The 18,759-nt window shown below is 67.8% G+C and carries 12 protein-coding genes; 6 read left to right on the top strand and 6 right to left on the bottom strand.

The genetic code is table 11. The annotated features are described in order from the left end of the window. Nucleotide 1: 1 nt before the first annotated feature. Both FB548_RS02090 and aceE read right to left on the bottom strand, forming a co-directional pair. Nucleotides 2-298, bottom strand: a complete 297-nt coding sequence (locus tag FB548_RS02090) for a type II toxin-antitoxin system RelE/ParE family toxin (protein ID WP_142123107.1) — start codon at nt 296-298, stop codon at nt 2-4. Between the two features lie 142 nt (nt 299-440). Beyond that, complete coding sequence (gene aceE, locus FB548_RS02085) at nt 441-3,134, bottom strand: pyruvate dehydrogenase (acetyl-transferring), homodimeric type (protein WP_142123106.1); 2,694 nt, start codon at nt 3,132-3,134, stop codon at nt 441-443. A 235-nt stretch (nt 3,135-3,369) separates the two neighbouring features. On the opposite strand from aceE, the gene FB548_RS02080 reads away from it, so the two are divergent. The 4 genes from FB548_RS02080 to FB548_RS02065 all read left to right on the top strand — a co-directional run bounded on the left by FB548_RS02080 (nt 3,370) and on the right by FB548_RS02065 (nt 6,689). Continuing rightward, nucleotides 3,370-5,397, top strand: a complete 2,028-nt coding sequence (locus tag FB548_RS02080; protein WP_142123105.1) for a SpoIIE family protein phosphatase — start codon at nt 3,370-3,372, stop codon at nt 5,395-5,397. Then, a complete protein-coding gene (locus FB548_RS02075; protein ID WP_142123104.1) occupies nt 5,369-5,806 on the top strand; it encodes an ATP-binding protein in 438 nt (145 codons plus the stop codon). The genes FB548_RS02080 and FB548_RS02075 overlap by 29 nt, the downstream gene beginning before the upstream one ends. After that, nucleotides 5,803-6,192, top strand: a complete 390-nt coding sequence (locus FB548_RS02070) for an STAS domain-containing protein (RefSeq protein WP_142123103.1) — start codon at nt 5,803-5,805, stop codon at nt 6,190-6,192. Before FB548_RS02075 ends, FB548_RS02070 begins: the two co-directional genes overlap by 4 nt. 113 nt (nt 6,193-6,305) lie before the next feature. Continuing rightward, nucleotides 6,306-6,689, top strand: a complete 384-nt coding sequence (locus FB548_RS02065) for an STAS domain-containing protein (RefSeq protein WP_142123102.1) — start codon at nt 6,306-6,308, stop codon at nt 6,687-6,689. Nucleotides 6,690-6,841: 152 nt separating this feature from the next. On the opposite strand, the gene FB548_RS02060 is transcribed toward FB548_RS02065, so the two are convergent. The 4 genes from FB548_RS02060 to FB548_RS02045 form a co-directional block, all read right to left on the bottom strand. Beyond that, a complete protein-coding gene (locus FB548_RS02060; RefSeq protein WP_142123101.1) occupies nt 6,842-9,139 on the bottom strand; it encodes an NADP-dependent malic enzyme in 2,298 nt (765 codons plus the stop codon). A 115-nt stretch (nt 9,140-9,254) separates the two neighbouring features. Further along, nucleotides 9,255-10,547 carry a hypothetical protein gene (locus FB548_RS02055; protein WP_142123100.1) on the bottom strand — a complete coding sequence of 431 codons (1,293 nt, stop codon included), beginning with the start codon at nt 10,545-10,547 and terminating at the stop codon, nt 9,255-9,257. Between the two features lie 19 nt (nt 10,548-10,566). Beyond that, nucleotides 10,567-13,644, bottom strand: a complete 3,078-nt coding sequence (locus FB548_RS02050; protein WP_142123099.1) for a TonB-dependent receptor — start codon at nt 13,642-13,644, stop codon at nt 10,567-10,569. A 38-nt stretch (nt 13,645-13,682) separates the two neighbouring features. Next, nucleotides 13,683-15,038 carry a dicarboxylate/amino acid:cation symporter gene (locus FB548_RS02045; RefSeq protein ID WP_142123098.1) on the bottom strand — a complete coding sequence of 452 codons (1,356 nt, stop codon included), beginning with the start codon at nt 15,036-15,038 and terminating at the stop codon, nt 13,683-13,685. Between the two features lie 137 nt (nt 15,039-15,175). Between FB548_RS02045 and FB548_RS02040 the strand changes: the two genes are divergently transcribed. Both FB548_RS02040 and FB548_RS02035 read left to right on the top strand, forming a co-directional pair. Beyond that, a complete protein-coding gene (locus FB548_RS02040; RefSeq protein WP_142124062.1) occupies nt 15,176-17,818 on the top strand; it encodes a PAS-domain containing protein in 2,643 nt (880 codons plus the stop codon). A gap of 22 nt (nt 17,819-17,840) precedes the next feature. Further along, nucleotides 17,841-18,758 (top strand): AEC family transporter, encoded by a 918-nt coding sequence (locus FB548_RS02035; RefSeq protein ID WP_142123097.1) that lies wholly within the window; start codon nt 17,841-17,843, stop codon nt 18,756-18,758. Nucleotide 18,759 lies beyond the last annotated feature (1 nt).

Raw genomic sequence — 18,759 nt, 5'->3', positions numbered from 1 at the left:
GTCAGTTCTCCAACGCGTTCGCCAACGCCAATGCCGCCTTGATGTCCGCACGCTGCGATGCCTTGTCGCCTCCGCACAGCAGCACGACCCACGCATCGCCGTGGCGGGTGAAGTAAACGCGATAGCCCGGGCCGCAATCGATCTTCATCTCGCATACCCCGCCGGTCAGCACGCGATGCTGCCCCGGATTGCCGAAGGCGAGCCGATCGATGCGCGCCTGAATGCGCATCCTCGCCTGCCGGTCACGCAGCGAAACAAACCAGCCCTCGAACAGTCGCGTCTTCCGGACCTCGATCATGCAGCGTCATCCGTGACGTCAATCTTGCCCAGACTGTGAACCATGGTTCACAACATGTCAATCGGTCAGGCAACAAAAAAGCGGCCATGGGCCGCTTTTTCGTCCGGTCATCCTCACCGCGTACGGGGAGGAACGGCGTGCATCACACCGTCACCGGGTTCGCCTTCTCCACATCGATCTTGTACTGCTTGATCGCGCGGGACACGTCCTTGGCGGTCATCTTGCCTTCCTTCGCCAGCGCGGCGATGGCGGCGTGGGCGATGTAGTAGCGGTCCACTTCGAAGTGGCGGCGCAGGTTGGCGCGGGTATCGCTGCGGCCGAAGCCGTCCGTGCCCAGCACCGTGTACGACCCCGGCACGAACGCGCGGATCTGGTCGCTGTAGGCACGCACGTAGTCGGTCGCGGCGATCACCGGTCCCTGGCGGCCTTCCAGCAGCTCGGTCACGTACGCCTTGCGCGGCGACTTCGCTTCCGGGTTGAGACGGTTCCAGCGCTCGGCGTCGAAACCGTCACGACGCAGCTCGTTGAAGCTCGGGCACGACCAGATGTCGGCGGTCACGCCGAAATCCTTGTCCAGCAGCTCGGCCGCCGCGATCGCCTCGCGCAGGATGGTGCCGCTGCCCAGCAGCTGCACGCGCAGCTCGCCCTTCTTCGGCTTGCCCGCATCGGTGAGCAGGTACATGCCCTTGATGATCCCCGCCGCTGCGCCTTCCGGCATCTCCGGGTGGGTGTAGTTCTCGTTCATCAGGGTGACGTAGTAGTACTCGTCCACCTGCTCCTGCAGCATCTTCTGCATGCCGTGCTGCAGGACTACCGCGACTTCGAAACCGAAGGTCGGGTCGTAGCTGCGCACGTTGGGGATGCTGCCGGCGATGACGTGACTGAAACCGTCCTCGTGCTGCAGGCCTTCACCGTTGAGCGTCGTGCGGCCCGCGGTGCCGCCCAGCAGGAAGCCGCGCGTGCGCATGTCCGCCGCCTGCCAGGCGATGTCGCCAATGCGCTGGAAGCCGAACATCGAGTAGTAGATGTAGAACGGCAGCATCGGCACGTTGCTGACCGAATAGCTGGTGCCCGCCGCCATCCACGACGACATCGCGCCCGGCTCGCTGATGCCCTGCTGCAGCACCTGGCCGGACTGGTCTTCGCGGTAGTACATCAGCTGGTCGGCATCGACCGGCTTGTACTTCTGGCCGAACGGCGCATAGATGCCGATCTGGCGGAACATGCCTTCCATGCCGAACGTGCGCGCCTCGTCGGCGACGATCGGCACCAGGCGCGGACCAACCTGCTTGTCGCGCAGCGCGATGTTCAGGCCCTGCACGAACGCCATCGTGGTGGAAATCTCGCGGTCGCCGGTGCTCTTCAGCAGGCGGTCGAACGCTTCCAGCTTCGGCGTCTCGAACGACTCGCTGGCCTTGCGGCGGCGCTGCGGCAGGTAGCCGCCCAGCGCGGCGCGGCGCGACTTCAGGTACTGGATTTCCGGCGAGTCCTCGCCCGGATGGTAGAACGGCACCTGCGCCGACTCTTCCAGCTGCTTGTCGCTGACCGGGATGTTGAAGCGGTCGCGGAACGTGCGGATGGCTTCGTCGTCCAGCTTCTTGGTCTGGTGGGTCGGATTGAGCGATTCGCCCGCCGAGCCCATGCCGTAGCCCTTCACCGTCTTGGCCAGGATCACCGTGGGCATGCCCTTGGTGTTCACCGCCTCGTGGTAGGCCGCGTAGACCTTGTGCGGATCGTGGCCGCCACGGTTGAGGCGCCAGATGTCGTCATCGGACAGGTTGGCGACCATGGCCGCCGTCTCCGGGTACTTGCCGAAGAAATTGTCGCGCGTGTACTTGCCGCCGAATGCCTTGCAGTTCTGGTACTCGCCGTCGACGGTTTCCATCATCAGCTTCTTCAGCGCGCCGCTGGTGTCGCGGGCGAGGAGCGGATCCCAGTAGCTGCCCCACAGCAGCTTGATGACGTTCCAGCCGCCGCCGCGGAACACGCCTTCCAGCTCCTGGATGATCTTGCCGTTGCCACGCACCGGGCCGTCGAGGCGCTGCAGGTTGCAGTTGACCACGAAGATCAGGTTGTCGAGGCCTTCGCGGCCGGCCAGCGCGATGGCGCCGAGGGTTTCCGGCTCGTCGCTCTCGCCGTCGCCGATGAAGCACCACACCTTGCGGTCGGACTTCTCGATCAGGCCGCGGTGCTCCAGGTACTTCATGAACTGCGCCTGGTAGATCGCCGCCAGCGGGCCCAGGCCCATCGACACGGTCGGGGTCTGCCAGTAGTCCGGCATCAGCCACGGATGCGGGTAGGACGAAATGCCCTGGCCGTCGACTTCCATGCGGAAGTTGTCCAGCTGCTGCTCGCTGATGCGGCCTTCCAGGAACGAACGCGCGTAGATGCCGGGCGCGCTGTGGCCCTGGATGAACAGCAGGTCGCCCGGGTGGTTGTCGCTCGGCGCGCGCCAGAAGTGGTTGAAGCCGACGTCGTACAGCGTGGCGCCGGAAGCGAAGCTGGCGATGTGGCCGCCCAGGTCGCCGGGCTTGCGGTTGGCGCGCACGACGGTGGCCATCGCGTTCCAGCGGATGATCGAACGGATGCGCCATTCCAGTGCGGCGTCACCGGGGCTCTTGGCCTCGTTCTGCGGCGCGATGGTGTTGACGTATTCGGTGGTGGGCGAGAACGGCAGGTAGGCACCGGCGCGGCGGGTGACTTCCACCATGCCTTCGAGCAACTGGTGAGCACGCAGGGCGCCGTTCTTCTCGATCACCGCCTGCATGGAATCGATCCATTCGCGGGATTCCTGCGGGTCCGGATCGCTCTGCAACATCTCGTTCAACCAGTTCATTCCCACTCCTGTTGCGCCGCGCGTGGGGCACGGCATTGCCGATACTTTCAGAGCCTTGAAGTGTAACGCACGCACCCACCGCGGGACCTGGCTACGCAGGCGTATGGAGCGGATGCTCCGTATCTGTCCCGGGACAATGACCACACCAAAATCAGACCTTTGCCGTATTGCAATGCAGCAAGCAAAAGTGAGCTTATGATCCCCTTCCGGGGGGAACGCGACGATCAGGGTCGGCATGCGAAACGCAGTGCCCAGCAGTGTCGTGCCAGAGGATGTCGCCGGTGCCGCGCACTGGCGCAGCAGCCTGCGCACGCGCATCGCCCTGTGGGCCGGCCTGGTCAACGTGGTGCTGGTGCTGCTGCTGGTGCTGGGGACGGCGTGGTTCGCGCGCCGGCTGATCCTGGACGACGCGCGCCGCGACACGCACGCCACCGCTCAGGAAGCCGCGCAGCGGCTGGACAACGCACTGCATGTGGTGACGATCACCACGCACGGCATCTCCGACCTGGTCGGCAACGCACAGCTGTCGCCGGACGAACTGACTACCACCCTGCGCGCGATGGTGAACGCCACGCCCGGCTGCGTGGGCGGACTGCTGATCCTGGAGCCGCGCACGCGCGATGACGCACCGTTCGCACGTTACGTGGCCGGCAATGGCAGCGACCGCGACTTCGTCGCCGACGGGTACCCGTTCCGCGACCAAGGCTGGTACCAGCGCACCGTGGCATCGCCGGGCGGCTGGTGGTCCGAGCCCTACCTCAACCAGACTGCGGGCGGCGTGTGGATGGTCACCTACAACATGCCGCTGCGCGAACCCGGACGCGGTGCGCGCACTCGCGGCATGGTCAGCCTGGACTTGCCGCTGGCCAACCTGACCGACCTGGTGGATGCGCTGGCGCACCTGCCGGGATGGCGGGTGACGCTGGTGGCACCGGCCGGCACGCTGGCACTGAATCCGGAGGTGGGTGTCGAGCGGCTGGAGACCCTGGACGACTACATCATGCGCGCCGGTCGCGCCGACCTGCGCGAAGCCGCGCAGGCGGTACGCGTTCGACAGTCCCTGCAGTACGCGCACGTGGATGCCGTCAGCGGCGAGCGGCGCTACACCGTGGTGGAGCCGGTCGGCAGCAGCGGCTGGAATCTGCTGGTCGCGCAGTCCTACGAGCTGATCATCGCCCGCCTGACCGAGGCGCTGTGGATGCTGGCGGCGGTCGGCGCGCTGCTCGCGCTGCTGTGCATGCTGGTGGTGCGCAAGCTGGCGCGCCACATCAGCCAGCCGGTGGAAGGCCTTTCGTCGTCGGCGGCGCGGCTTGCACAGGGCGACTACAGCGCGCCGGTACCGTTCCTGCAGCGACGCGACGAGGTCGGCCAGATGGCACGCACGCTGGAGCACGCGCGCGGCTCGATCCGGCAGCAGCTCAGTGAAATCGAGGACATGACGGCGGCCCGGCAGAAGCTGGAGAGCGAGCTGTCGATCGCGCGCGAGATCCAGCAGGCGATGCTGCCGCCGGGTCGCGTGATCGACCGCGAGCACGCGCACCTGGAGGCTTATGCAAGGCTGGAGCCGGCCAAGGCCGTGGGCGGCGACTTCTACTGCTTCATCGAAACCGACGCCGACGGCCTGTGGTTCGCCATCGGCGACGTGTCCGACAAGGGCGTGCCGGCGGCGCTGTTCATGGCCCGCACCGTGACCGTGCTGGAAGTGGCCGCCAGCACGCATGCTTCGCCGGAACGCGTGCTCACCGAGGCATCGCGCCGGCTGGTGCAGGGCAACGATGCGTGCATGTTCGCCACGGTGCTGTGCGGGCGCGTGGACGTGCGCAGCGGCGCCTGCGTGCTCGCCAGTGCAGGCCATGACGCGCCCCTGCTGCTGCATGCGGATGGACGCCACGAGGAGCTGCCGCTGCAGCCCGGGCCGCCGCTGGGGTTCGAGGTGGGCGACGCCTTCCCGCTGTGGTCCGGGCAACTGCCCGCGGGCGCCACCTTGCTGGCGTGGACCGACGGCATCACCGAAGCCTTCGATGCCGCGAACCAGGCGTTCGGTGCGGAGCGCATCCCCGGTGCGCTGCTGCCGGGCGCGACCGCGCGCGACCAGTGCGAAGGCCTGATATCGCAGGTTCACGCGTTTACCGGCGCCGCCCCGCAATCGGACGACATCACCGTGCTGGCCATCCGTCGCCGGCTGGACAGCGGCACCACTTCATCCGAAGCTCCGCCATCACAGGAGGCCCCGCATGCAGATGCGACTGTTCATTCCACGTGAGCACGCCCGCGTGGACGATCTCAACGCGTCGTTGGAGGCCGTGCTGGCCAACAACGGGGTCAGCCGTGCGATCCAGTGCGACGTGCGGCTGATCGTGGAGGAGTTGGCCAGCAACTCGATCGAGCATGGCGATGTGGCGCGCGTGGGTGCCGAGGAGCACGAGCTGTGCGTGGACATCGGCATCCGCGCGAACCTGCTGACCCTCGAGTTCCGCGAAAGCGGCGCCGCGTTCAATCCGCTCGACCAGCCGCCGCCGGATCTCGACGCCGACATCCTCGACCGGCCCACCGGCGGGCTGGGCCTGCATCTGGTGCGCCAGGTGGCGGAAGAAGCCGCCTACCAGCGGATCGGCAACTACAACGTGCTGCGCCTGACCCTGCGCATCCCGACCGAGGAGAGCGACGCATGAGCCTCAGCATCGACATCCACCCGACCGGCAAGGGCAGCCAGCGCGTCACCCTCGCTGGCCGGCTGGACACGCACACCTACGAAGACCTGGACGAAGCCCTCGCACCGCTGATGACCCGCCAGCTGCATTCGCTGGTACTGGACTTGTCCGGGCTGGAGTACATCAGCAGCGCCGGCATCCGTTCGATCTTCAAGGCACGCAAGACGCTGGCGCCGCACAGCGGCAAGGTGCTGCTGGTCAATCCGCAGCCGCAGATCCAGAAGGTGCTGGACATGGTCAAGGCCGTGCCATTGAACGAGATCTTCTCGTCCACCGCCGAAGCCGATGCCTACCTGGACATGATGCAGCGCAAGGTACTGCGCGCTGGCGACGAGGACGACGACTGACGCCGCGACGCGCACGGGCCGTACGTCCGGCGCGCGATTGATTTACGATCCAGCGTCACTCCCCTCCCTCCCGGGCTCCCCCACCCGGCATATCCGGATCACCGAGATGCCCGATGACGCTGGAGATTGAGATCTATCCGCCGGTCAACGGCAACCAGTACGTGCTGCTCAGCGGCCGCCTGGACACCGTCAGCCACGCGCAGCTGGACGAACGGCTGGCACCGATGCTGGCTGCACGCCCGCAGGCGCTGGTGCTGGACCTGGCCCACCTGGACTACATCAGCAGCGCCGGCGTGCGCAGCATCCTGAAGGCCCGCAAGGCCCTGGCACCACATGAAGGCCGCCTGCTGGTGGTGCACCCGCAGGAACAGATCCGCAAGGTCATCGAGATCGTCCAGGCCGTGCCGATGGACGAGATCTTCGAATCCACCGCCGATGCCGATGCCTATCTGGATGCGCTGCAGCGGCGGATCCTGGATGGCGAGGAAGAGGCCTGATTGCCCGTGTAGGAGCGACGTAAGTCGCGACCGCATGAATCAAGCGCCCATGATGTCTGAAGGCATGCGGTCGCGACTCACGTCGCTCCTACATGGCATCCACAGAAAAAAACGCCCCATGCGGGGCGTTTTCTTTTCCTCATGCCGGCCGATCAACCCGGCCCGTTGCGCTCGGCTTCGCGCTGCTGGCGGATCTGCGCGTCCACGGCGGCGATCGCGGTCATGTTGATGACGCGGCGCGGCGTGGCGCTGGTGGTCAGGATGTGCACCGGCTTGGAGATGCCCATCAGGATCGGGCCGATGGCCACGCCGTCGGTGACCACGCGCACCATGTTGTAGGTGATGTTGGCCGCGTCCAGGTTGGGCAGCACGAACAGGTTGGCGCGCCCGGTCAGCGTGCTGCCCGGCATGATGCGGTTGCGCAGCACTTCATCCCAGGCGGTGTCGCCCTGCATCTCGCCGTCGACGTTGAGATCCGGCTTGCGCTTGAGCAGCAGTTCGCGCACATGCCGCATCTTCACCGCACTGGCGGTCTCGTGGCTGCCGAAGTTGGCGTGCGACAGCAGCGCGATGCGCGGCTCGATGCCGAACAGCTTCAGCCGGTACGCGGCCTGCAGCGTAGCCTCGGCGATCTGCTCGGCGGTCGGGTTGTCCTGCACGTGCGTGTCCAGGAAGAAGTACGCGCCCTGGTTGTTGATCACGCCGGTCATCGCCGAGGTCGACTGTACGCCCGGGTCCAGCGGAATCACGCTGCGCACGTAGCCGAGCTTCTTGTGGAAGCGGCCGACGATGCCGCTGACCAGCGCATCGGCTTCACCGCGCGCCACCATCACGGCGGCGATCAGCGTGGGCCGCGAGCGCATCAGGTTCTTCGCCGCCGCCGGCGTCACGCCACGGCGTGCGGTCAGCGCGTGGTAGTGCTGCCAGTAGTCGTTGAAGCGGGGATCGTCGTTCTGGTTGGTCAGCTCGAAATCCACGCCCGCGCGCATGCGCAGACCCAGGCGCTCGATGCGCGCATCGATCACCTCGGGGCGGCCGATCAGGATCGGGAAGGCCAGGCCTTCGTCGATCACGGTCTGCACGGCGCGCAGCACGGTCTCCTCTTCGCCCTCGGCATAGACCACGCGCTTCTTGTCGGCACGCGCGCGGTCGTAGACCGGCTTCATCATCAGGCTGGTGCGGTAGACGAACTGGCCCAGCTTCTCGCGGTAGGCCCACATGTCCGGGATCGGGCGCAGTGCCACGCCGGAATCCATCGCAGCCTGCGCCACCGCCGCGGCGACTTCCACCAGCAGGCGCGGATCGAACGGGCGCGGGATCAGGTATTCGGGGCCGAAGCACGGCACGTCGTCGCCGTAGGCGCTGCCCAGGTCGGAGGCTTCACGCCGCGCCAGCTTGGCGATCGCATGCACGCACGCGACCTTCATCTCTTCATTGATGACCGTGGCGCCCACGTCCAGCGCGCCGCGGAATATGTACGGAAAGCAGAGCGCGTTGTTGACCTGGTTCGGGTAATCGCTGCGGCCGGTGCCGATGATCGCGTCCGGACGCACGGCCTTGGCATCGGCTGGCGAGATCTCGGGATTCGGATTGGCCAGCGCCAGGATGACCGGCTTGTCGGCCATCGTGGCGACCATCTCCGGCTTGAGGATGCCGCCGGCCGACAGGCCCAGGAAGATGTCCGCACCATCGACGATCTCCGCCAGCGTGCGCTTGTCGGTCGGACGCGCGTAACGCGCCTTGTCCGGGTCCAGATTGGGACGGCCGGTGTAGATGACGCCGTCACGGTCGAAGGCCAGGATGTTCTCCGGCTTCAGGCCCAGTGCGACGAGCATGTCCAGGCAGGCGATGCCGGCGGCGCCAGCGCCACTGGTGGCCAGCTTCACGTCGCCGATCTTCTTGCCGACCACTTCCAGCGCGTTGACCACCGCTGCGCCGACGATGATCGCGGTGCCGTGCTGGTCGTCATGGAACACCGGGATGCTCATCCGCTCGCGCAGCTTGCGCTCGACGATGAAGCATTCCGGCGCCTTGATGTCTTCCAGGTTGATGCCGCCGAAGGTCGGCTCGAGCGAGGCGATGATGTCGACCAGCTTGTCCGGGTCGGTCTCGTTGATCTCGATGTCGAACACGTCGATGCCGGCGAACTTCTGGAACAGCACGCCCTTGCCTTCCATCACCGGCTTGCCGGCCAGCGGACCGATGTTGCCGAGCCCGAGCACGGCGGTGCCGTTGGTGACCACGGCCACCAGGTTGCCGCGCGCGGTGAGCTCGCTGGCGGTGTTGGGATCCTCGACGATGGCCTCGCAGGCGTAGGCCACGCCCGGCGAGTACGCCAGCGCCAGGTCACGCTGGGTGAGCATCGGCTTGGTCGGCGCGACCTTGATCTTGCCGGGCGGAGACAGGCGGTGGTATTCCAGCGCGGCCTGCTTGAAATCGTCGTTCGTCATTGCGGAAACGGTGCCTGTGGTGAAGGCGGGGGAGCAGCGATTCTACTCCTTCCCCGTGATGGCCGGACCCGGCCGATTGCGGCGCTGCGTCACGCGTGGCGCGTGCAGGCGCGCCTCAGGGCGCGATGAAGCGGCAGCCTTCGCGCGCCTGCGACAGGCGGCCGCAAGTCTCGCCGAATGCATCGGCCGGTGGCCGCACGCTGCTGTCCAGCCAGTTTTCGAGCACCTGCAGCGCGGTGAGATACGTCGCATCCTGCAGGCGGCTATGGCCGTGTTCGTCCGTGAGCGCCTGCAGGAGCAGATGGCCGCGACCGGCCGCCTCGACGGTGGCCGCATAGGCGGCTTCTGCTTCGTAGGACACCGTGGGATCGTGGCGCGCGTGCACGGTGACGGTGGGCAGCACGATCAGCCCGGAGAGGTCGGCGTCGTAGGCCAGTGCGGCGACGGCGGCAGGGTCGGCGGCGAAGCGCTCGACACCGGCATTCAGTGCCGTGTCGTCATGCGAGCCGCGATAGACCGTCTTCGCGTTGTCGAACGGATTGCGCCCGGCCAGGCGCTTCTGCACCACGTCCTGGAAGTGGAACGTGCCCCAGGCCAGGTGGGAAAAGAGCTGCTTCTCGGCGACGCCGGTCACCGCGAGGATGTCGCGCAGCCTTGCCGACTGATCGGGCGAACGCTTCGCCTTGGCGAGATCGACACCGGTGCAGGCGTTGACGCGTGCGCGCAGATCGTCGCGCGTCATCCGTGCACCGGCAGGCAGGCCTTGCCAGAGCGGATACTGCGCTTCCTCTGCTGCCGGATGGTTGCGGCAGTAGTACTGGTACACCGCGCGCAGGTCCGCGCGGAAGCCGTAGCCGCGCGTGCCGCCGAACAGCATGCCGTTGGTGGCCAGCACGCCGTCGTAGTTGGCGTGCCCATCGATGTCGAGCGCATACAGCTCGGCTGCCTTCGCCGCCACGTTGCCGCCCCACGACTGTCCATGCAGCAGCGTGCGCTCCGGGCGGCCCCAGCGGGCCCAGAACGCACGGCGGCTGACGTCCGCGTCGGCCGCTGCCATGCGTACGCCATAGCCGCCGCGACGGTAGGTGCTGCCGATCCACGCATAGCCGGCGCGCACCATCACCGCGAAGCGATCGAGGTCCTCGGCGGAATCCCCCGCTTGCGGTGCGCCGAGCCGCGGACCGCCGTGCGCATGCACGATCAGCTTGCGGTTCCAGGTGCGCGGCATCGCCACCATCAGCCAGGCGCCGTTCGCGTCCTGCGCCTCGTGGCAGTCGACCTGCGGGCCGACCGAGGCCGGACAGGCGACCGGCGCGAACGTTGCCTCCGCATTAGCCGCCGCCGCGCTGCCCGGCAGCGCGGCGGCACCCAGCACGGCGAACGCGACGGTGATCCAGTGACGGCTCATGCGCATCGGAACGGCTTCCTCAGAACGACCGGCTGATATTGACGTACCAGTATCGGCCCCACGGATTGTGCAGCGAACCGCGATAGCCGCCATCGGCCAGCGACGGGCCCTCGTCGGTCAGGTCGCGCACGCCCAGGCGCACCGCGGTGCCGTCGACGAAGCGATACTGGCCGTAAAGGTTGTGCGTCAGCCGGTCCTCGACGACCCAGGGATCGCCGGAGATGCCGAGCAGCTGCGGCTGTTCGAATGAACTCATGTACTGCGCAGAGTAGCCCACGCGCCATGCGGACTTGTTCCACGTCAGCGAACCGGTCGCACGCCACTCCGGCCGGCCGTTCTGGCCGATCAGCCGGGTGGAGTCCGGCAACGGTGTCAGCGGATCGATCGTGCCCGCGGCGCGTGCTGCATAGAGCGCATTGACGATATCGCCCGGATCGCGCGTGAATTCCAGCAGGCGCGTCGCGTTGAGGTTGACCGAGAACGAGCCGAAGCGCGTGCGCCGCAGCGACCAGTCCACGCCGAAGTCCAGCCCGCCTGCGGTCTGCGGCTGCAGGTTGATGAAGCGGTCGTTGATGGCGATGACCTGGCCGACCGGGTCGATGCCGGTGCCGGCGAAGGCGTCGATGTCCTCCTGCGTGGGCGCGTCACGCACCACCAGCGGGTTGCTGCCCCCGCCAACGCGCGCCAGGTAGTCCACCGTCAGCGCGGTCTGCGCTCCCAGCAAGCCGACGATCTGTTCCTGCTTGATCTTCCAGCGGTCGACCGTGACGGTGAAGCTGCCGAAGCGCTCCGGGATGAAGGTCGGCTGGAACACCACGCCGAACGAGGTGTTGGTGCTTTCCTCCGGCTCCAGGTCCGGGTTGCCGGCCACCAGCAGCGAGGCACCCGACGTGCTCTGGCCGCACTCGCTGAACGACGCGATACGGCCGGCGCGAAGGTCGGCTTCGCAACGGATATGGTCCACGCCGCTGGCCAGGCGCGCGTACTGGGTGGCGTTGGTCTGCTCGAGGTTGGGCGCACGGAAACCTTCGGAGTACGAGCCGCGCAGGCGCAGGCCTTCCACCAGGTCCCAGGCCAGCGCGACCTTGGGCTTGGCGACGGAGCCGAAGTCGGAATAGTGCTCGTAGCGACCTGCCAACTGCATGTCCAGGCGATGCACCAGCGGAATGCCCATGTCCCCCGACACCAGCGGTAAAGCAAACTCGATGTAGGCCGAACCCACGTTGCGCGAGCCGCGCGTATCGGGGTTCGGACTGACGGCCGCGACGTTGCTGAGGTTGGTGGCGCCGGTCACCATGTCGGTGAACGTGTACGTGCCGTCGAGGTTGGCATCGCGGTCGTCGCGTTGCGTTTCGCGGCGCGCTTCGGCACCGAAGGCGATGCCGACATTGCCGGCAGGCAGCGCAAACAGGTCGCCGCGGTTCATCTTGAAATCGGCCATGGTCAGCGTGGTACGCGACTCGCGCACCAGATCGAACACGATGCCGTCGATCGCCGCCTGCGAACTGGGCGAGCAATCGCCGTAGGTCGGCGTGGCCACGCAGCCGCCGCTGAACGGGTTGTACGCATCCGGCGTGGACAGCGCCAGCTGCTGCTGCAGCAGGGTCATGTTGATGTTGGGCGAGCGGTCTTCGGCTTCGGCCTCGGAGTAGAGCAGTGCGGTCTCCCAGTTCCAGCCGCTCCATTCGCCGCGCAGGCCGGCGAGGAAGCGCGCCTGGTAGTTCTCCACGCGCACGCGCTGGAAGCCGGTGTCGACGTAGCGGTAGTTGCTCATCTGCACCGGCAGGCCGGCGGCGGGCACGTTGGTCAATCCCGGCAGGCGGTTCGGATTCGGCGTGCCGTCGGGCAGCGTGGCCGCGCCGAACGGATTCCAGTAATTGCTGGCCGGGATCCACAGGCTGTTGAGGTTGACCACCGGCGGCTGCAGGGCCTCGCTGACCGCCTGGTAGAAGCCGACTTCACCGAAGGCCTCCACGCTGTCGCTGATCTCGTGATGACCGGTGAGGAACAGGTTGATGCGCTCCACCGACGGCCGCACCGTGGTGCCGTGGCGCGTGTCGTAGCGCATCTCCCGATTGGTGGTGTTGAAGTTGTGGTTGCCACTGGACAGGCACAGGTCGTTGCCGAGGCTGGCGCCGCAGCCGAAGTCCGACGGCTGTATGCGAAAGGCGCCGGAACTGTTGGTCACCGCCGTCCCGTTGGAGCGGATCACCGCACGCGGTCCGACGCTCAGGCGCGCCCACGGCGTGTGCGAGGAGCGGCCGTCTAGCGAGGACAGGCCGGCGAAGTCCGGATAGTCCGCGAACAGTCCGCGCAGATCGTCCGTCTCGGTGAAGTCCTGGTCGGCCGCCATCAGTTCCGAGCGGTCGGTGTAGTTGAGGAATGCCGACACGTTGCCGCGGTCGTAGTTGTGGCCCGCGAACAGGTTGACCTCGAATTCGTGCATGCCGGTGCCTTCGGCACTGCCATAGCGCGTGCTGGCGCTGACGCCGTCGAAGTCGGTCTGCAGCACGGTGTTCACCACACCAGCCACGGCATCGGCGCCGTAGATCGCGGCCGCACCGTCCAGCAGGATCTCCATGCGGTCCAGGCCCGACACCGGCAACGCATTCGAATTGAAACTCTGCACGGGCACGGTGCCCGTGTCCGACGTACCCTGGCTGGTCGGGTGCTGCACCAGCCGGCGGCCGTTGAGCAGCACCAGGGTGTTGCCGACGCCGAGCGAGCGGAGGTTGACCGAATTGACGTCGCCGCGCGCCGCGTTGCTGGTCTGCGGATTGTTGGACGCATCGAACAGCACGTCGCCCATCTGCGGGATGGTGCGCATCAGTTCGTCGCCGGAGATCGCACCGGCGGCATCGATCTGCTCCGCGCCCACCACCATCACCGGCAGCGCATCGGTGGTGGACGTGCCCTGGATGTGCGAACCCACCACGACCACCGTGTCGAGGTTGGTCGCCTCTTCCGCGGACGCCGACTGCGGTACGGGCTCTGCCGGGGGCGTGGTGTCCTGCGCCGCGGCGGCGTGGATCACCGCCAACAGGGCCAGGGTCAGGCTGCTCCGCAACGGGGCGGCGCGTCGGTTGAAGTTGTGCATCGTTCAGTCCCTCCTCTGAAGACGTGGTGTGGCCGGCGTCAGTCGGCCGTGAGTCGTGTCGGGTCGCCCGGGCCCGCGGCCGGATCGGGCGCGGCGGCAATCGGGGCGGATGGCCCGCCCAGCGCGCGCGCCAGCGCGTCGCGGTCGAGCGCGTTCTCCCAGCGCGCGACCACCAGCGTGGCCACCGCGTTGCCGGTGAAATTGGTCAGCGAGCGGCATTCGCTCATGAAGCGGTCGATGCCCAGGATCAGCGCCATGCCGGCGACCGGCACTTCCGGCACCACGGCGAGCGTGGCCGCCAGCGTGATGAAGCCGGCACCGGTCACGCCGGCGGCACCCTTCGAGCTCAGCATCGCCACCAGCAGCAGCATGATCTGGTGGCCCAGGCTCAGCTCGGTGTTGGTCGCCTGCGCGATGAACAGCGCGGCCAGCGTCATGTAGATGTTGGTGCCATCCAGGTTGAACGAATAGCCGGTGGGCACGACCAGCCCGACCACCGACTTCGACGCACCGGCGCGTTCCATCTTCTCCATCAGCGACGGCAGCGCGGATTCGGACGACGAGGTGCCCAGCACCAGCAGCAGTTCGGCCTTGAGGTAGCGGATCAGGCGGAAGATCGAGAACCCGCACCACCACGACACCAGGCCGAGGATGACGATCACGAACAGCAGCGAGGTCAGGTAGAACGAGCCGACCAGCCAGGCCAGGTTGACCAGCATGCCGACGCCGTACTTGCCGATGGTGAAGGCGATGGCGCCGAATGCACCGATCGGCGCCGCACGCATCAGGATGTGCACCAGTCGGAACACCGGCGCGGTCAGTGCCTCCAGCAGGTTCAACACCGGCCGGCCCTTCTCGCCCACCAGCGCCAGCGACAGGCCGAACAGCACCGCCACGAAAAGCACCTGCAGGATGTTGTCGCCCACCAACGGGCTGACCAGCGTCTTCGGGATGATGTCCATCAGGAAGCCGACCAGCGACAGCTCGTGCGACTTCTGCACGTAGTTCCGCACCGCGGACTGGTCCAGGTCGGCCGGATTGATGTTCATGCCGGCGCCGGGCTGCACCACGTGCGCCACGATCATGCCGATCACCAGCGCCAGCGTGGAGAAGAACAGGAAGTACGCCATCGCCTTGGCGAACACGCGGCCCACCGTGCGCAGGTGGGTCATGCCGGCGATGCCGGTGACGATGGTCAGGAAGATCACAGGCGCGATGATCATCTTCACCAGCTTGATAAAGGCATCGCCCAGCGGCTTCATCGATTCGGCGAATGCAGGCTCGAAGTGCCCCAGCAACGCGCCCAGCACGATGGCCACGATCACCTGGAAGTACAGCTGCCTGTACAGCGGCTGGCGCGGCGGCGGCGTGTAGGGCGTATCGGCCAGGTGCATGGGTCAACTCCGAACGGATGGCGACGCCACCCGGATCGGTGGCCGGCATGTTGTACCCCCGCATCGCCGCCGCACCGATAACCTATTGGTACTAGCCCACACTCCGGCGGCGGCGCCGCCCGTAGACTTGCCCCATGCTGCGCGCCCGCCGCCACCGCCGGATCCTGCTGGTACTGCTGTCGATCCTGGGCGGCGCATTGCTGGTGATGGCGCTGGCCTACCACTGGGCGGGCGCCCGCGCGCAGCGGGCGGAGACCGCACAGCTCGACCGCCAGCTCGACCTGCATGCGCAGGCGCTGCAGCAGCGCATCGACCGCTACCGCACGCTGCCGCAGGTGCTGGCGCAGGACCCGGATCTCCGCGACGCACTCGCCGGGCCGGTGGACGATGCCCGTCGCAACGCATTGAACCAGCGCCTGGAAGACGCCAACAGCGTCACCCGTTCGTCCACGCTCACGCTGATCGACCGTCGTGGCATCGCGCTGGCGGCCAGCAATTGGCGCGAGCCCACCAGCAACGTGGGCGAGGACTACAGCTTCCGGCCCTACGTGAAGCAGGCACTGCGCAACGGGCGGGGCCAGTTCTACGGCATCGGCCTGACCACCGGCGAGCCGGGTTACTTCCTGTCGCAGGCCATCAACGGCCCGGACGGCAACGTCGCTGGCCTGGTCGTGATCAAGATCGAACTGGACGCGCTGGAACAGGAGTGGCTGCAGACACCGGACATCGTGCTGGTCAGCGACGCGCACGGCGTGATCTTCCTCGCCAGCCGCGACGGATGGCGCTATCGCACGCTCACCGCGCTCGACGATGCCGACCGCCGCGAACTGGCCGCCACCCGCCAGTACGCGCGTCAGCGGCTCACGCCCCTGCAATCGCAGGACCTGTCCACCACGGACGATGGCGCACGGCGCGTGCAGTTCACCAACCCCGCGCTCGCCGGCGCGGTGCTGTGGCAATCGATGGCGCTGCCGGAGGAAGGTTGGCAACTGCACCTGCTGCACGATGCTTCGGCGATCACCGCCGCAGGCCGCACCGCCGCGCTCGCGGCCGGCGGAGGCTGGCTGGCGCTGGCGTTCCTGGCGCTGTTCATGCAGCAGCGACGACGCACCGCAATGCTGCAGCAACGCAGCCGCGAGGAACTCGAAGCCGTGCTGCAGCAGCACGCGCAGGAACTGCGCACCGCGCAGGACGGTATCGTCGAAGCCGCGCGCCAGGCCGATGCCGGCCTCAGCCGCAGCCTGGAACACCTGCCACAGGGCGTGGTCATCATCGATGCCGACCTGCGGCTGGTGGCATGGAATTCACGCTACATGGACCTGTTCCGCTTCCCGCCCGACCTGATCCACGTCGGCCGCCCGATCGAGGACGTGTTCCGCTACAACGCACGCCGCGGCCTGCTGGGGCCCGGCCCGGTCGAGGACGCGATCCAGCGGCGCCTGGACCATCTGCGCAGCGGCAAGCCCCACATGCGCGAGAGCGAGAAGGACGACGGCGTGGTGCTGGAGATCCGCGGCAACCCGCTGCCGGATGGCGGCTTCGTCACCAGCTACGCGGACATCACCAGCTACAAGAATGCAGCCCGCGAACTGCGCTCGCTGGCCGACGCGCTGGAGCGCCGCGTCGAGGAACGCACGCGCGCGCTCGCCGCCGCCACGCAGGCGGCGGAGAACGCCAACCGCTACAAGACCCGCTTCGTCGCCTCCGCCGTGCACGACCTGCTGCAGCCGCTGAACGCCGCGCGCATGTTCGTGTCCGCGCTGCGCGGCCGCCTGCACGACGACGAAGCGCGGCGCATCGCCGACCACGTCGACAATGCACTGACCGCGCAGGACGCCATCCTCAACAGCCTGCTGGACATTGCCCGGCTCGAATCGGGCACGCTGCCGGCGCGCGTGCGCGATTTCGCCCTGGCACCGCTGCTGGAAACGCTGGCGCGCGAGTTCGGCATGGTTGCCGGCGAGCGCGGGTTGGCGCTTGCATGCATTCCGACCGGCGCCATCGTGCGCAGCGACGAAGCCCTGCTGCGCCGTATCCTGCAGAACTTCCTGTCCAACGCGATCCGCTACACGCCGCGCGGCCGCGTGCTCCTGGGCGTCCGCCGACGCGGCAGCCAGGTCCGCATCGAAGTGCACGACCAGGGACCGGGCATTCCGGAAAGCCTGCAGGCGGAGATCTTCGAAGAGTTCCGCCGCCTCAACGACGGGGTGGTGAACGATCGCGGCGCCGGCCTCGGGCTGGCCATCGTGGAACGCATCGGCCGCGTGCTCGGCCACCGCATCGGCCTGTACTCCCGACTGGGCCTCGGCAGCGTGTTCTGGGTGGAACTGCCGCGCAGCATCGCCAATGCCACGACAACGCAAGCGTCGCCAATGCTCGACGACATCGACGATGGCTCGCCGTTGCGCGGCCGCCGCGTGTGGTGCGTGGACGACGACCCGCGTGTCCGCGAAGCCACGCGCGCCCTGCTGCTGCGCTGGGAGTGCGAAGTGAACCTTGCGTCCGGTCCCGACGACGCAGCGGCAGCGGCCGTGCGGGACCAGGCACCCGACCTTCTGCTGCTCGACGTGCGACTGGGCGACACCGACGGGCCGACGCTGTACGCACGCTTGTGCGAACGCTGGGGCCTCGCGCCGCCGGTGATCCTGGTGACCGCCGAGCGCGACGAGGCACTGCGCGCGCTGGCGCTGGAGCGCGGCTGGGGCTTCCTCGCAAAACCGGTGAAGCCCGCGGCGCTGCGCGCGCTGATGACCCAACTCCACGTGCGCCGCGCGCGCTGAGGGACCCTCGCATGCCATACCGATGCTGACCTACGTCATTCCCGTCCTCGCCATCGTGCTGCTCGGCGCGGCCCTGCGACGGATGCGCCGGGTACCCGACGGCCTGTTCCCGGCGATGGAGTGGTTTTCCTTCCACGTCGCCTTCCCTGCGCTGCTGTTCGTCGGCGCCGCGCGATTGAAACTGTCCGCCAGCGACGCGCTCGACCTGTCGCTGGCCGCGTTGCTGCCCACGCTACTGCTGACCCTCGTGGTGGTGCTGGCGGTGCGGGTCGCGCCGCGCCTGTCCGGTCCCAGCCGCTCCTCCGTCGTGCAGGGCGCGGTGCGGCCGAGCAGCTACTTCGGCTTGGCGGTGGCGGCGCTGCTGTTCACGCCGGACACCACCGCGATGGTGATGCTGGCGCTGGCGATCTGCCTGCCGGTGGTCAACGTCATCGCGGTGGTCGCGCTGGCGGTCTGGGGCCATGGCGATGCCAGTGCTCGCGGCATCGCGCGGGCGCTGGTTCGCAATCCGTTCATCCTAGCGACGCTGGCCGGCCTGCTGTTCAACCTCAGCAGCCTGCCACTGCCGGTACCGCTGGCGGCCACGCTCGACATCCTCGCCGATGCTGCGCTGGCGCTGGGCCTGCTGTGCGTGGGAGGTGGCCTGCAGTTCCGGCGCGACGAGGTGCGTCCGCTGCTGCTGGGCGCCACCACCGCGCTGAAGCTGCTCGCCCTGCCACTGCTGGCCGTGCTGCTGTGCCGGTGGCTGGATGCCAGTGCGGCGGTGACGACGGCGGCTTGCTTCTACGCCGCGCTGCCCACCGCGTCCAACGCGTACATCATGGCCCGGCAGATGGGCGGTGATGCGCCGCTGATGGCCTCGCTGGTGACCTGGCAGACACTGGCGGCCGCCGTGACCGTGCCGCTGGCGATGCAACTGCCGGCATGGCTGGCCGGCTGAG

Source organism: Pseudoxanthomonas sp. 3HH-4, assembly GCF_006716465.1.
Lineage (GTDB): Bacteria > Pseudomonadota > Gammaproteobacteria > Xanthomonadales > Xanthomonadaceae > Pseudoxanthomonas_A.
Note: the sequence above shows the minus strand (reverse complement) of the source record. Positions and strands in the feature narration are given on the sequence as shown.

Bases quoted from the DNA above. Each gene is read 5' to 3' on its own strand.
- FB548_RS02090 (WP_142123107.1), bottom strand. From the start codon at position 298: ATGATCGAGGTCCGGAAGACGCGACTGTTCGAGGGCTGGTTTGTTTCG.
- aceE (WP_142123106.1), bottom strand. From the start codon at position 3,134: ATGAACTGGTTGAACGAGATGTTGCAGAGCGATCCGGACCCGCAGGAA.
- FB548_RS02080 (WP_142123105.1), top strand. From the start codon at position 3,370: ATGCGAAACGCAGTGCCCAGCAGTGTCGTGCCAGAGGATGTCGCCGGT.
- FB548_RS02075 (WP_142123104.1), top strand. From the start codon at position 5,369: ATGCAGATGCGACTGTTCATTCCACGTGAGCACGCCCGCGTGGACGAT.
- FB548_RS02070 (WP_142123103.1), top strand. From the start codon at position 5,803: ATGAGCCTCAGCATCGACATCCACCCGACCGGCAAGGGCAGCCAGCGC.
- FB548_RS02065 (WP_142123102.1), top strand. From the start codon at position 6,306: ATGACGCTGGAGATTGAGATCTATCCGCCGGTCAACGGCAACCAGTAC.
- FB548_RS02060 (WP_142123101.1), bottom strand. From the start codon at position 9,139: ATGACGAACGACGATTTCAAGCAGGCCGCGCTGGAATACCACCGCCTG.
- FB548_RS02055 (WP_142123100.1), bottom strand. From the start codon at position 10,547: ATGAGCCGTCACTGGATCACCGTCGCGTTCGCCGTGCTGGGTGCCGCC.
- FB548_RS02050 (WP_142123099.1), bottom strand. From the start codon at position 13,644: ATGCACAACTTCAACCGACGCGCCGCCCCGTTGCGGAGCAGCCTGACC.
- FB548_RS02045 (WP_142123098.1), bottom strand. From the start codon at position 15,038: ATGCACCTGGCCGATACGCCCTACACGCCGCCGCCGCGCCAGCCGCTG.
- FB548_RS02035 (WP_142123097.1), top strand. From the start codon at position 17,841: ATGCTGACCTACGTCATTCCCGTCCTCGCCATCGTGCTGCTCGGCGCG.